At 41.7% G+C, this 13,766-nt stretch carries 9 protein-coding genes; 5 read left to right on the plus strand and 4 right to left on the minus strand.

The window, feature by feature from the left end:
- Positions 1–585: 585 nt before the first annotated feature.
- The 3 genes from AC1DCV_RS35365 to AC1DCV_RS35375 all read right to left on the minus strand — a co-directional run bounded on the left by AC1DCV_RS35365 (position 586) and on the right by AC1DCV_RS35375 (position 9,566).
- Positions 586–1,215, minus strand: coding sequence for a hypothetical protein (locus AC1DCV_RS35365; RefSeq protein ID WP_477027610.1), 630 nt, complete (start codon positions 1,213–1,215; stop codon positions 586–588).
- Position 1,216: 1 nt separating this feature from the next.
- Complete coding sequence (locus tag AC1DCV_RS35370) at positions 1,217–5,716, minus strand: DUF6443 domain-containing protein (RefSeq protein ID WP_477027611.1); 4,500 nt, start codon at positions 5,714–5,716, stop codon at positions 1,217–1,219.
- Positions 5,717–5,927: 211 nt separating this feature from the next.
- The gene (locus AC1DCV_RS35375) at positions 5,928–9,566 is read right to left on the minus strand and encodes an RHS repeat domain-containing protein (RefSeq protein ID WP_477027612.1); all 3,639 of its coding nucleotides are present in this window, start codon (positions 9,564–9,566) and stop codon (positions 5,928–5,930) included.
- 901 nt (positions 9,567–10,467) lie between these two features.
- Between AC1DCV_RS35375 and AC1DCV_RS35380 the strand changes: the two genes are divergently transcribed.
- Complete coding sequence (locus AC1DCV_RS35380; RefSeq protein WP_477027613.1) at positions 10,468–11,244, plus strand: hypothetical protein; 777 nt, start codon at positions 10,468–10,470, stop codon at positions 11,242–11,244.
- Positions 11,245–11,302: 58 nt separating this feature from the next.
- Entirely contained in the window at positions 11,303–11,512 is a 210-nt protein-coding gene (locus tag AC1DCV_RS35385) for a hypothetical protein (protein ID WP_477027614.1), read from the plus strand.
- A gap of 92 nt (positions 11,513–11,604) precedes the next feature.
- Here the strand turns inward: AC1DCV_RS35385 and AC1DCV_RS35390 are convergent, their stop codons facing one another.
- Positions 11,605–11,916 carry a helix-turn-helix domain-containing protein gene (locus AC1DCV_RS35390; RefSeq protein WP_477027615.1) on the minus strand — a complete coding sequence of 104 codons (312 nt, stop codon included), beginning with the start codon at positions 11,914–11,916 and terminating at the stop codon, positions 11,605–11,607.
- A 198-nt stretch (positions 11,917–12,114) separates the two neighbouring features.
- Between AC1DCV_RS35390 and AC1DCV_RS35395 the strand changes: the two genes are divergently transcribed.
- From AC1DCV_RS35395 to AC1DCV_RS35405, 3 genes are all read left to right on the plus strand, one after another.
- On the plus strand, positions 12,115–12,336 hold the full coding sequence (locus tag AC1DCV_RS35395; protein WP_477027616.1) for a SymE family type I addiction module toxin: 222 nt from the start codon (positions 12,115–12,117) through the stop codon (positions 12,334–12,336).
- Positions 12,337–12,568: 232 nt separating this feature from the next.
- Complete coding sequence (locus tag AC1DCV_RS35400; RefSeq protein WP_477027617.1) at positions 12,569–13,039, plus strand: PIN domain-containing protein; 471 nt, start codon at positions 12,569–12,571, stop codon at positions 13,037–13,039.
- On the plus strand, positions 13,026–13,184 hold the full coding sequence (locus AC1DCV_RS35405; RefSeq protein WP_477027618.1) for a hypothetical protein: 159 nt from the start codon (positions 13,026–13,028) through the stop codon (positions 13,182–13,184). The genes AC1DCV_RS35400 and AC1DCV_RS35405 overlap by 14 nt, the downstream gene beginning before the upstream one ends.
- Positions 13,185–13,766 lie beyond the last annotated feature (582 nt).

The following is a 13,766-nucleotide window of genomic DNA, read 5'->3' on the forward strand; positions in this document are numbered from 1 at the left end:
GCAACCAAGACGGCTAGCTGCTGAACGTATAGATTCATTCCCCTTTTCTACGGCGATGATTGCAGCTAACTTTTGCTTTAAGCTGTATTTTATCCTTTTATTCATAAAAAATGCCCCCAAGAAGTGTCTAACTTTTGGGGGGCACTACATAAGCGCAGGCTTTGAAACTTTCCAGTGATCCCCTTGGGACTACATCAATGCCTTATATATCGCGGCTTTTCAGGGTTTTAAAAGTTAGTGTAACCTTTTTTGTTACCTCCCGGAATAGCTTACTTTGATCAGGTTTGAAAGAACTTTTTATCCCGATAAAGGTAAGAAAGAAAAGCCAAAATGCTACAAAGTGAATGATAAGAACGTGATGAACCTTCTGAAATTTCTTAACCTCTAAAAAAATAACTGGGAATACTAGCTTTTTTTACTACCCATTCTTATTATTCTATTGATAAATCTTTAATCGCTCCTTTAATCTTTCGTATTTTTTTAAATGAAGAGACAAAACATCAATCTCTAAAGATATTTTGAAAACCCTATTTCGGGCCAGGTAAAATAATTGGCAAGGTCATCTACGAATATAATAACTTATGTCTACTGCTGTCTTAAATAGTTACCGTTTAGTTTAAATTTTCGCTTATTCATAACAAGGTAATTTCCAATGGAGGCATCCGTCAATACAGTAAGCCCTATTTTTCTTTCATCACTCTTCACAGTAATCCATTTTGACGACATACCGTTCTCAAAAACAACTTTCACGCTATCTATCCTTTCAAACGAAGCATTACACTTTCCTATCATTGGAAGACATTTTATAGTATCATTATTAATTAACACAAAGGCATCCATCAAAAGTTCACCCTTGAAATTTTGAACAACGGCAATATCAAAACTGTCAACAAACTTTGCGTTCTTCTCATAGCTTATTTCTGCAGGAACATTATCCATTTGAAATGTGCTTTCCAATACTAATAAATCTTTAACCATTTTCCACTTACCCTCACTTATCTTATGAGTTGCAAAAGTATTTACACTATAAGAATAAGTGTTGTCCTTTTTCAGAATTAAATTAATAACACCATAACTATCTTTGGCTGAATAGTTAAACTTAAGGAAAACGCCATTCATTTTATCTTTCTTTGTAACGTGTTCCCTTTTTAGGGCTTGACAATTACCACATATTGAATATAAAACTATAACCGCAATCGCAAAAAATACTCTCATATTATTTATTATTAAGTAATTGGCCTGTATAATATTCTGGTTTATTATTTAATTTTTGACTGGTTTCATTAAGGATATTAATTGCTTGCATTAATGTAATATTAGCATTATTCTTAAATCCAAGTACAAAAGATATCCTAGCCCCCGGATTATACTTTATGAAGCTCGCTACTGAACTGTTTGTGGTAAGCTGCTCATCTCGTCCTGCTAGATCAGAGTATAAAGGGTTTTTACCCATTGTACTTTTAAACCAATTCAGATTATAATTACCATTAGCTACAAGATTAGCAGTGTTTCTATCTAAGAAAAGAAAATCAGCATTATAGGCGGCAACTTCATCCATAATGTCGTAAAATGGATCTGTCCCTTTTACTCCTACCATCTCTCCATTTAGGTAGGCATAACCATGACGAAATTCATGTGCCATGGTAGAAATATTAACTCCGTTTTTACCTAAATCCACATTTACACGCTTGTTACTTACATCAAAGTTTGTTCCTCCTCTTGCTCCCGCTATGGTTTCTTGATCGGTAACGTGGAACTCCACAGCTGATGATTCCATTTCATTCCATTGAGAATTCAGCTCTCCATGCTTATTGATTAACGTTGTCAATTGACCTATCCTGCCCTGCACTTTACTATCCTTTGAGTTTAAATCCAGGCCAGCTAATTCCTTAGTATAACCCGCAATTCTATTTCCATTTTCTTTTCTTAAAAGGTCATAGGTATCCTGCAAAGTTTGATTAGACCATGTAAAATAATTCCCAAGCCAATCATTATTAGATACTGGATTATTACCCATTGCGTTATACAGGCTTTCCGTAAATGTAGTTTGGGGATCTATCTGCAAAAATCTTCCTATTTGAGGATCCAATGTCCTATAAAATGCCTCATATCGATTTAACTCAAAATCATTGTTCTTCTCAATCCCGTTAAATCCATATCTATTTTCTAATTTCCCCATAGCCTTACTGGAAATCCCTACCATGGTCAGCCCAAACGGATAATAATGTGTCTCCTCCAACAATGGGCCACTACTATGTGACACTACCAGGTTATCAAAGAACACATCCTGCCCGCTTTCATTGCTTGTATAAATATAGATAAATCCGGTCTTTTTAATGATCATTTTATCGGTGGCAATGGTTTGTAAGGCATCGGGAGTTCCCTGTACCTGCTTTACACCGCTATTTTCATTGACAATATTAAACTGGTCATCAAACAGTGCGTAATTGAGATAGGATTTAGGCTTGTCGGGCAGATTCTGTGAAGGATCCTTCTGCTTTAAATTATCATAAGCCGTGTTATTAAACGTTACAGCCAGCGGGGAACCTGCGCCAGTTGCGCTGTGAACACCATCCCTGATACCATCGCCACCAAAAGCCTGTAATAGGGCGGCCAGCATATTAGCGGTAGTGGTAGCGGAGGTGCTGGCACCAGTACTTTTATAAAATGCTTTACTACCAACTTGCAGCGTATCACCTGCCATCACTCTCAGTACCAGGGATGGACCTATCTTCTGCCCATTGGCGGCATTCAATCTGGCCACATAATCATTGGGAGAGGTAGTTGCATCTGCTGGGTAACCTACCGGTTTGGCTGCTCGGGTGTTATCAATGTTACTGAATAAGGCATTTTCGGCAGGCGCTAACGTACTTTCCATGGTAGCCGCGTAAGCGCCGGTATCAGATTGCTCCGTTAATACCATCCGTACATTTCCCAGGTGATCCTTTATAAAATAATCGTATTTATAGGCCACCGGCTGCCCCGACTTTAAGATTGCCCGGATGCGTCCCTCCTCATGTGCTAAGAATTGTAAGGTATCGTTCTCGTAAACAAACCCACTGATATAGTCGGTTGTTGTTATTTTGGCAGGAGTAACCGCATTGTCTGTAACTATTTTGCGTTGTTTATTGCCTGAGGCATCATATTGATATTTGATCGCTCCCTTACCTGCAATAGCAATGCTATCCGGAAGATTCAAAAAATTGTAACGAATAGCTGCTATATTTTTGTTGGCATCTTTGGTGAGATTACCGTTCGCATCATAGGCGTAGTCTATCGTTTCGTTGTTGTTGATTTCCTTGAAGTCGCCCAACGTGCTTTGAGGGTTATTACTTCTATCTGTTACAAAAGATAACTTATTGCTAACAGCGGAATAGCTATACTTCAGACTATCTATCGTTTGTGGTTGGGTACCGTTCATGCCTTTCTGATTCATGAAGAGGATATTTCCATTGGCATCGTAGGAAAGCCCACTCACAGAAAAGTTCATGGTCGTATTCGTCCAATTACTCCCATTTTGCTGATTAAAATCGCCAGAGGTGAGGCGATTTACATTATCGTAAGAATAGCCATATGCCCGCTGTATACCGTCACCACGACTCTTCCAGGTAGCTCCTGCTATATTTCCATTGAATTGGGTAGTTGAAAAACCATAATTATAGCTCAGTTCCTGTCCAAACCAGTTGGTGGTGCTTCCGGGTGTGGAAGTAAAGTCTTTGTTGATCCCTTTCAGCCAGCCACGAATATTATAATCATAGTTTAATGTTTCCAGCTGCGTAGTGGTACTACTAACGCCTAAACGTTTTTTCTTCAGTTGGCCCAGCTCATCATATTCATTTGTGGCAACCGTTCTTTCCAGAGCCACATCATCATTTAGCCTCTTCTTAACACTGAGCAGACGCCCGCCTGCATCATAAGTCATCATTGTAAGCATAGTGACTTGTGGAATGGTGCCACTACGCTGATTCTTATGTCTCAAATAGGAACTCAGCAGTTTACCATTAAAATCATACAAATTAGTAGAAACATCAAACCCGCCGCTAATATTGTCGGATATCGTCTGTATCTGACGGCCTTTGTCATTATAGTAGGAAGTCGTTGTAAGCCACTGATCTGTTCCGAGGACTCTTACTCGTGTACCGGTAACCAGGCCATTGACCATTGTACTGGCTGTTGCTGGCAGCGCTTCCGCATAAAGATTGCTCCCTGCCTGCGGCTTGGTAATATCACCTGCAACATAATTTCTCTTCCCCGTAAAGGTGTAATCGCCATAAAAAGTGTATACCAGTGGGGTTAACTTATTGACAGGAATATTAGGAAATGGATTAGAAGCGGCGATTATTGTGCTGCCGTTAATTGCTGAAGCATTAATTTCAAATGACACGCCTGCTCCGGCTCCTGTATCAAACCCATCAGTAAGCCAAATACTATTTGTTGCTTCATACAAAGAAGTGGTTCCATCATAAGATGCCAATACCAGGTCAGCAGTTCCCGGAAAAGTATAAGGTATGCTTTGTGTATTGCCCGTAGCAGCATTCATGACCGTTTGCAGCGCATCTCTGCTGGTGTTATCACTATACAGCGCATTCAGCGTAGGCCTGTTCAGGTTATCATAGAAAGTCACAAGCCAGTTATTGCCCTTCATATTACCATCCCGTGAAAAAGCCAACCTGTCGCGTACATCATATACCATTTCAGTGGAATCGGCGCCAGGCACTTTTTTAATGATCATACGATTACGGCTGTCATACCGGTAAATAAAACAAAGCTCCGCAGCGATGCCCGCAGTGATTGTCCAGTTGCTGATGATGGCTTCCACCGCCTTCGGAGGAACGACAAAACGGAGGTTACCCAGGTCATCGAAAACGTAATAGGTACACAGCCAGCCCATGTGTGCTTTTCCTGATGTGGCGGATAACTGTACTTTCTTTAGAACTACTTTGCCCTCCTTGTCCTTGTATTCTGCCACCTGATTGCCGGCTTCATCAATATTAAGATTTTTATAAAGTTGGCCTGCGCCATAAATTTTGCCGGCTGCGCTGCCAGGGATAACCGCCCCACCGGAAAAATCCCATATCCGCACTGAGTCCGCTGTAGCGTTGAGCTGATACCGGGTCTCCACTGGTCGGTTACCTCCCCGCTCTACGGTGGCCGGATCATTCTTTGCCCAGCTGTTGCCGGGAGCATAAGTTTTAAGAGTTCGGTTTAAAGGAGAAGCCTCATAATCGACACTGCTGTAATACACCGCTTCTCCAGTTCCACCAGGCGCCAGGGTCGCATTCTGGTAAAATGCCTTCTGAGCATTAAAGGGATCAGTTTTAAATTTACCATCACTGGTATTGCCGCTTTGTTGCACATAAGGCAGATACTTAAACTGTTCGCGTCCAAAAGCATCATACACAACAGTGCCTACCAAATCTTTTCCTGCGGGACTCATTCCTTTTGATACCGTTTGCAAAGGGCGGCCCAGTCCATCAAAGTATTGTGTGGATTGCCATACTTCCGTTACCTTACGACTTGAAGATGCAACAAACGCCGTATCTGTGCTAGGCACCATCGGCTTCCAGGTGCGGATATAATTAATAGTGGTATTGCTATAAGCGCCTGGCAGGGCCACAGGTGTAGCCTGCGGACGAACTGTGACATCAGGCCTATTTTGTGACTGCACCCTTACCACGAAAGCCAGCAATATAACAAACAGATATAACCTATACATAATATTTCTTTCAACAGAGTTATTAATCATTACTGTGCCCGTCTTGTCCGGCGCGCGGCTAATTTTTCTTCTTCAATTCCTTTTTAGTATTTCCAATTACTTGCGTTGCGCTACGCTTTGCGTAACCTTCACTCTCCGGGCGCCGATAGTTCCTTCCACCGCTAGTCTGTTTCGTCATGGGCTATATTCGCAGAAGGAAACTCCCACTATTTTATTGTGTAACGGGTTGCACGTATTTGTAATCATTTTGTTTCAGGATATTGCCATCCTGATCACGCACCAGTTGTAAACGCATTAAATTGTCATACTGATAATAGATTGTTTTGTTGTTAACATCTGTTTCGCTGGTAACACCAACTGGTGGAGAATACGTATAAGTTTTCATTTGAGCGCCGGTTGGATAAAGTCGCAATTCATCGATTACACCCGTCCCTGTCAAACTAACAGCCGTTATTGCTACCAGCTTATGCTCATATAGTGTCCATCCTTTTCTGCTTCCCCTACTGCTGCCTGTTGTACCGTTTACATTAAATGAGCCTGATTTTGACCAGTAAGTCACTGTATAGTCCGCGGTAGTTAAAGAGGCCTTAGCCACAACATTTCCGCTTGCCAGACTCAAACTTTTTTCTCCTGTTAAAGCGTCTGATGAATTGATGGTTCCACCAGTAATTGTCCAATTACCATTAGTCGTTGTTTCAAAACTTGTATATGCTATATTGGACCGATCGGCATTTGTTACTTCAGCAACAGGATACATACCTGTGTAATCCCATATATAGGCATGCAACACATCATTCGATTTATGCTGCTGAAGCAAATTTCCAATACCATCGTATGCATCAAAACTAATTGCAGGCTTGTATCTGCTATCTATACCAGAAGTTGCGGAACCGATTGTTGCACTGGTATAGTCGGTTATCGGTGTGGGTATTTCAAGTGAGTAGATCATATCAGGCAACGGTATACTCGTGTTGTACCTGGTAAAAAATCCATTGACTGTTTGGACATTTGTACCATCCAAATTAGAGATCTGTGTGTATGTCTCAACCGGGCTGAGGACATTAAGATCCTGTTGCCTTTTTACTCCAAGGGCAATAGGATCAGATGTCGATGCAGGGATATTAAAGTCATAAACATACCTGGAGTTTATGGTAACTGATCTTCTCTTTGCGTCAATTTTCTTAGTAACTGATGGTAATTGATAGCCCTCTTTATAAGCGTAAGTAGTAGTATCTGATAGTACTACCCCGTTATCCTCTATGGTAGTAGTGATGGTAGAGTCTAATGTTCGGTATTGCGAATACAACTTGTATGGTGTATACTTGAATATATCATAAGAGCCAAATAATCCTCCGGAAGCACAACTCATCTTGTAAGGAGCTGTTGAATGTAAATAGTATGCCGCAACATATGCCTCAGTAGTGTCTTTTGTTTTCACGAATGAATAGCGGTTTTCCTCTTTCTTCATTAAGGCATACCCGCCATTGCCATCATTTTTATAATATTCAGTAGCCAGTATATTTCCCCTTGTCCATTCATAACTAAAAGAGGGTGCAAATGGATAAAGTCCGCTGGCATCAAAAGAAGTACCGCCACTAATAGCAGGATTGATAATCTGGGGCGACTGAAATTTCTCATCTCCATCTGTAGTATAATTGTATACAACATAGCCATTGTCTTTACCATTGTCATCGGTCATCCGCTCTACAACCCTTGAATAACCTACCTGTGCACCATGGGTCATCCTTAAAGGGTAATTGGTGTTTGAACTAACTGTTAAAATCGTATACGGGTCAGAAACATAAGTAAAAGTACCATCAGATGTAGTAACGTCTTTCGCKGTGACATAAGTATTGCTAAAAGGCGCGTATATCTGGTCGCAAACAGTCCCACTGGAAGCAGTTATCCCATTAATGGTTACTGTGTACTCAAACTTTTTGATGAGATTTACGTTTCCGGTAGGATCTGTGGTTACAATCTGTTTTACTCTTAAGCCACCTACAGGTTTTTCATTTTGTGCACTCACTGTTTCTTTTTGTTGCTCATTACGCCCTGGTAGCGTCAGCGTATATGTACACGCTGGGCCAGTAGTTGAGAAAGACGTGATGGTATATGTACCATTGGGGAGATAAAATTTGGTACCGGTAACCGCATGTCCGCCAGATTGACTAATGACAGCCTGACTGGTAACATATGTAGTTCCGGCCCAGGTGACATTAAATCCATATGGCAAATTTGTTGTTGGGCTCATCGCGTCTGAAAAATTGCACCCGCTTATCTGGAAGGCCACGCTATCTCCACCACGACAACTGTTTACAGTAAATGTACCCAACTGCTGCCCACCAACATTGGCAGTGAGCGAATACGTTTTTGTAGGGATTGCGATGACGTTACCACATCCGGTGTAACCTTCCTGTCTCACGGAGTTCAATTCATAAGTAAAACTGGAACTACCGCCAGTCGGATATGTAATTTTGTTGAGCATACCCTGAACAGCATATTGCAGATTAGGGTCCCGGTTTCCAATAGCAGGTATATTTATGCCCTGAACATAGGATGTTGTTGCCTGTAATGTTTGCAGCAGCGAATTCTGTTGATTGTTATTATAATATCCCCAAAAGTCCTGCTGTGCTGAGAATTTAGAAGGCAAATAGCCAGATCCAATAGCATTTTGATAACTCATAGTATAGCTGCCGGACACCTGGTTTGTTACCGGATCTGTTTCATCAACCCCTACCAACATTAAACGTCTTGTCAATTCAGGTCTGTTCACATCTACCGCACCTAAAGAAGGAGGCCCTTCTGTGCTGCAATCTATGGCCGCAAGGTCTTGCAAAGAGCCATTTACAAGATACTTGTACCTTAGTTGTACTTTTTTAACAATTTTCCCGGAATTATTTAGCACTTGTATTTCTGACAAATACTTGTCATTATAGATATCGCACCTGTTACCACCAGTGACAAACTTCACGATGCCGTTCCTTGAATTGATTTGCTTGATCCTCCAGCCGCCAATACGTTGTAATTCGTAATTTGTGGTGTTAGGAGGAACCTGGCCGCCCCCGGGAGCACCCACATAATTGTTCTCACCAATAAAATTTACCACTTGGCTATTGTATAATTCATAGTCTATTGAAACAGTATCTTTAAGAGGAGAAACAATATGGGTCAAGTGCCAGCTATTGGAACTGACATTGTAGTTATTCATCGGTCCCGGGATGGCAGAACCTCCATTGTTCATTCCATTGCTGTTGTTAATGATCAGACTGGAAGAAACTACCGATTCCGCCTTTGAGAAGATGTAACTTACTCCATTAGTATTAGTAAATCGCCATGCAGCTCCCCCACCCTGGAAAGTTGGCAGCATCTCTATTTTCACATTGGAATAAGGAATCTGGCAGAACTGGAAATTGTCATTGATATAAAAAGCGCCACTAATACCAGGGCCTGCAAATTGAAACATATCAGGCTGACAATCATAATTGCCATCCATAATGGAAGTAAGCAGACATTTATCAATCAATGCTGGTTTATTGTAGCGCGTACCACTTGTAACCCAGGGTAAATCTGGTTTTCCCGATATACCCTGGGTTACCGCCCCCCCGGCATTTAATGCCCAACTGAGCCCAACCCACGATGCATTTTCAGATACCTTTACTCCTCCCGAATGGTACATCAAACTAATCGGTATCTCTATAATACCTTGTTTAATAGTATAGACAGGGATAGTTACAGCTGCTGTTCCTGTATACAGTGAAATAGGCTGATCTTTGAACTTAAATAAGCTCGCGACATTAGGAGACGGCCCCATTACAGCTTGCAGATCCTTACTTTGAGCGTACAGTTGCACGGATGTAAAAATTAAAAACATCTGTGATAGACCTGCTATCAATGTTTTTAAATTACTGCTGATCAGCTTCCTCAATAAAAGTGAAAATGCACTACTTTGCGCATGACAGTCCTGGTGGTCAATAAACATATTCATAGATGGTAATAAAAAGGATTAATTCACTTTTCAAAGCATAAAAGAAATATCTCATAAGAATAAGATACCTGTTCACTGCCAAACAACTAAAGCCTGAAGATATAATTTAATGATTTATTCTACAAATCCAGTATTCGCATACTTGATTAGAATAGGCAACGCCGAATTTATTCTTTTCAGCACCAGGATGATCAAGAGATCACAAAAGGCGCACGCACAAATGTGCACCTTTTGTGATCTCTTGAGACTAGGACAATGCCTTGTATATCACGGCTTCAAAAGCCAGTGTTGCCTTTTTTGTTGCCACCCGGAATAACTCAATCTTATTAGGCTTGAGAGAACATAGCATCTACAATACAGCCTTACCATACTTTATACAACCCTTTGATCTGGCTTTAACGCGCAGTTAATGCCTCAAGTACAGGTTCACTTCCTCTACTTTCAGTCCAGTATATTGACAAAACTCAGAAACACTTATGAACTGCCCTGGGTTCTTTCCGAGGGCTTCACGGATACGTTGCAGCAAAAGTCGGGAGGTCCGCTCACTGCGGCCGGTGATATTTTCTATATCCCGGGCATAAATCACCATGCGGTGAGGTATTAATGTCTGCAAATTCGGCATAATCGGAATGGAAACTTTTTTGGGTTAAAATGCCGGTTTATGTTTGGTGTGGTTAATCACAAATTTACTGCATTCTGCGCAGATGTGAGCCTAACGGGCTTGGCTATGTAAACAGCCCTTTTTCTTAATCTTAAATTGTTTCCAATGGCAAAACAAATGGGAATAATTCCTTTGAAAGGTACAATAGGTAATATCACCTTTTACCAATCAAAGGCCGGACACCTGGCACGCGGAAAAGGTGGACTTAATGCCGACCGCATTGCTACCGATCCTGCGTTTGTTCGTACCCGTGAAAACGGAGCGGAATTTGGCAGGGCCGGTAAAGCCGGCAAACTTCTCCGAACGGCGTTTCGCGCGCTGCTTTTAAATATTGGTGATAGCTATCTGACCGCACGTCTTTCCAGTGCAATGCTAAAAGTAGTCCAGGCAGATGCTACCAATGTAAGAGGTAAGCGTAATGTGATCGATGGAGAAGCGGAGCTGTTGAAAGGTTTTGAATTCAATATCAACGGGCGTTTGGGAGGCACTTTGTATGCTCCTTTCACTGCAGGCATAGATCGTGCTGCCGGCACCGTTAAAGTTGATATTCCGGCTTTCATTCCGATCAACATGCTGGCTAGTCCTGCCGGCGCCACGCATTTCAAGATCCTGGTTGCTGGTGCTGAGATCGACTTCGAGGCGGAGACCTTCGTAAATGCGAGTGCCGCGAGTGCTGAATTAGCTATCAACGCTACCGCAACAGAGGTCATGAACTTGTCCGTGAATGTAACAGCTAACAGCACTAAACCGCTGTTTCTTGTATTGGGCGTAGAGTTCTACCAACAGGTAAACGGAGCGCTGTACAGTCTTAAAAATGGTGCTTTCAACGCCCTGGCTGTAGCAGAGGTTTCCGGTGTGCCGGCTCCTCCCCCAGGTCCGTAATGAAATGTTAGCCTGGACAAGAATGTCCAGGTAATTCTTAATCTTAAAAAAGCGTTTTATGGAGTTAATGAAACGTCTTACAGCAGCAACTCCACCTTTTTTTAGCAAGGTGCGTAACATAGGATTGATTCTGACTGCAATTAGCGGGGCCTTGATGGGTATTCCAGCTTTGCCGTTGATCATCGCTAAAGTAGCAGGATACCTTGCTGTTGCGGGTACGGTGATGACAGGAGTAAGTCAGACTGCCGTAAGTGAAGAAGGTGGTTAGTATTGCCTTAAATAGTTTTCCGGTTTAAAGGTGTGGTTACCTTATGGGATTGTTTGATGTAAAAGGGCTCTCGCAAAATTGCGGGAGCCCTTTTATCTTTTTCCTTGTAATTTTTCTTTGGCTTCAAACGCTTCAATTACAGCCATTACATAATCCTTATTAATAGGAGAAAGTTGTTTGATCTTTATAGCCAGTGCGTCTTCGGGGTTAATATCTCTTATCAAATAGTCCAATGAACTGTCCAGGACTTCTGCAATCCTAGCTGCTATCTCGATTGACGGTTTCGATTCATCACGTTCATATTTACCGATAATATCCCGTGATGTACCAGTTGCATCTGCCAGTTCTGTCTGTGTTAACTTTTTTTGTTTTCTCGCGATGATAACTTTTTCACCAAACGTCATAATGGATGATTTTCGCGCAAACTACCGATTTTAAATTTAATGTAAAGTGGCGGGGTGGATAAGCAGATCAACAGCGTAAAGTGTCGATAATAATCCACATGAAATGACCATTATATGACACAAAGTAAGACAAAATACTACATTTTAAGTAGACCATTATCTACATTTTAAGTATATTTGTTTAAAATAATCAACATCATGGAAAACCAATCAAAAGAGCGAAAAGCTAAACTGCATTGCAAAAGTACACCACGGCTCTACGAATATCTACAAGTACCGTGGTTAAACTTATCTGGCTTATGGCTGGCAGAAGCGGGCTTTAGTATCGGAGATACTATATCTATTTCTGTGGCCAAAGAAAAACTGGTAATTGAAGTAACCAGTAAGGCACCAATTGAAAAACCATATTGGGAAAAGTAAAACCAGACTTCCACCTAAGCACCGGGTAACTGAGGGCGGAAGTATCATGAACCGCCGCCCACAGTACACCTGACAATTAACCGTTAACCCAAAACCATATTTTATGAAATACTGTAATTCACCAGTTTAGTCTGGTATTGAAAAACGTATTCTTATATTCAATTACTCCCACAGTAGAATACGAATACAGACCGAGAATGTAACATTGTTTTTAACCTCTCCAACAACATTTATGCTTCAAGTTTATACTGACACCTCAGTAATAGGAGGCTGTTTTGACAAAGAATTTAAAGAACATAGTAATGCGCTTTTTAATGAATTCAGGACGGGGCTAAAGAAACTGGTTTTGTCTGATTTGGTTATGATGGAGCTGGCACCTGCTAAAGATGAAGTAAAAGCCAAATTAACGGAAATCCCAGACCGTTACAAGGTAGAGATCAAAGGCCACGTAAAAGCTTTTAAACTCGCAGAAACATATATAGCGGAGGGTGCGTTGACCAACAAATGCTACAATGATGCACTGCATATTGCCCTAGCTACTTTGCATGGAGCCAATATCCTTGCAAGTTGGAATTTTAAGCATATTGTTAACCTCGATCGTATAAAGTTGTATAATTCTATTAATTTGCGGATGGGTTACCGATTAATTGAAATCAGGACCCCGCGGGAAATCTTAAAGCCAAACGACCATGAAAAAAGGTAAAAAATATGATGCTGTGGCGGAGGTTCGGAAGATCAGGGAAGAATTAAGCCTGAAATATTGGGGCCACCCCGATCTGTTACTTAAAGACTTGAAAACAGCCAGAGAAAAGTTTCACCAGGAACAAAAAGCGCTAAGAAAGCACTAACTACATATTTACATCGCTGTAATTCTACAACCACAATAAAACCTCTTTCGGGATTAAGTTGATAATGGCCATCATTGATGATGTACCAAACGCAATACCGTGCTTATACTTTTAGGTTATATGGTAAGTGCTGGATATTATCAACCTTGCCGTTATTTGGTGGGACCGTCGCCAAGAGACTACCAGTCATCTGGAGACAGCCATTTATTGGGCTATCAGTTAAAACAATAAAAATACTGTTGGATCAAACGCGCTAACGTCCGGGAGAATAGATGATGGGCTACTACAGCTGGGCTTATGATCAACCGATGGCCAAAGTGATAAAGCTGAGCCTATATTTTATTGATGCCCCCATCATCTGTTCTCCCGGACGCCGCGCGATAGTACAACGTCGATCAAGGTACTGACGCTGGTGTTCGCGCAGCTTATTCTCCCGTCGCTTAATCAGTGTTCTGTCGTTCAGTGCTATAATCTCCCGCTAAATAGCGTTACTGTCGCCCCGCCCCGCCGCCCATCCACCCCCGGCCGCTGCGGCGGCAGCCAGAGCGCAGGCCCTGGAGCGCAGCGGAAGGGCCGAGCGAG

The sequence above is a fragment of the Chitinophaga sp. 10T418 genome, from assembly GCF_056394125.1.

Excerpts from the sequence above, each read along its gene's own strand:
- AC1DCV_RS35365 (WP_477027610.1), bottom strand. The coding sequence starts at position 1,215 with ATGAGAGTATTTTTTGCGATTGCGGTTATAGTTTTATATTCAATATGT.
- AC1DCV_RS35370 (WP_477027611.1), bottom strand. The coding sequence starts at position 5,716 with ATGTATAGGTTATATCTGTTTGTTATATTGCTGGCTTTCGTGGTAAGG.
- AC1DCV_RS35380 (WP_477027613.1), top strand. The coding sequence starts at position 10,468 with ATGGCAAAACAAATGGGAATAATTCCTTTGAAAGGTACAATAGGTAAT.
- AC1DCV_RS35385 (WP_477027614.1), top strand. The coding sequence starts at position 11,303 with ATGGAGTTAATGAAACGTCTTACAGCAGCAACTCCACCTTTTTTTAGC.
- AC1DCV_RS35390 (WP_477027615.1), bottom strand. The coding sequence starts at position 11,916 with ATGACGTTTGGTGAAAAAGTTATCATCGCGAGAAAACAAAAAAAGTTA.
- AC1DCV_RS35395 (WP_477027616.1), top strand. The coding sequence starts at position 12,115 with ATGGAAAACCAATCAAAAGAGCGAAAAGCTAAACTGCATTGCAAAAGT.
- AC1DCV_RS35400 (WP_477027617.1), top strand. The coding sequence starts at position 12,569 with ATGCTTCAAGTTTATACTGACACCTCAGTAATAGGAGGCTGTTTTGAC.
- AC1DCV_RS35405 (WP_477027618.1), top strand. The coding sequence starts at position 13,026 with ATGAAAAAAGGTAAAAAATATGATGCTGTGGCGGAGGTTCGGAAGATC.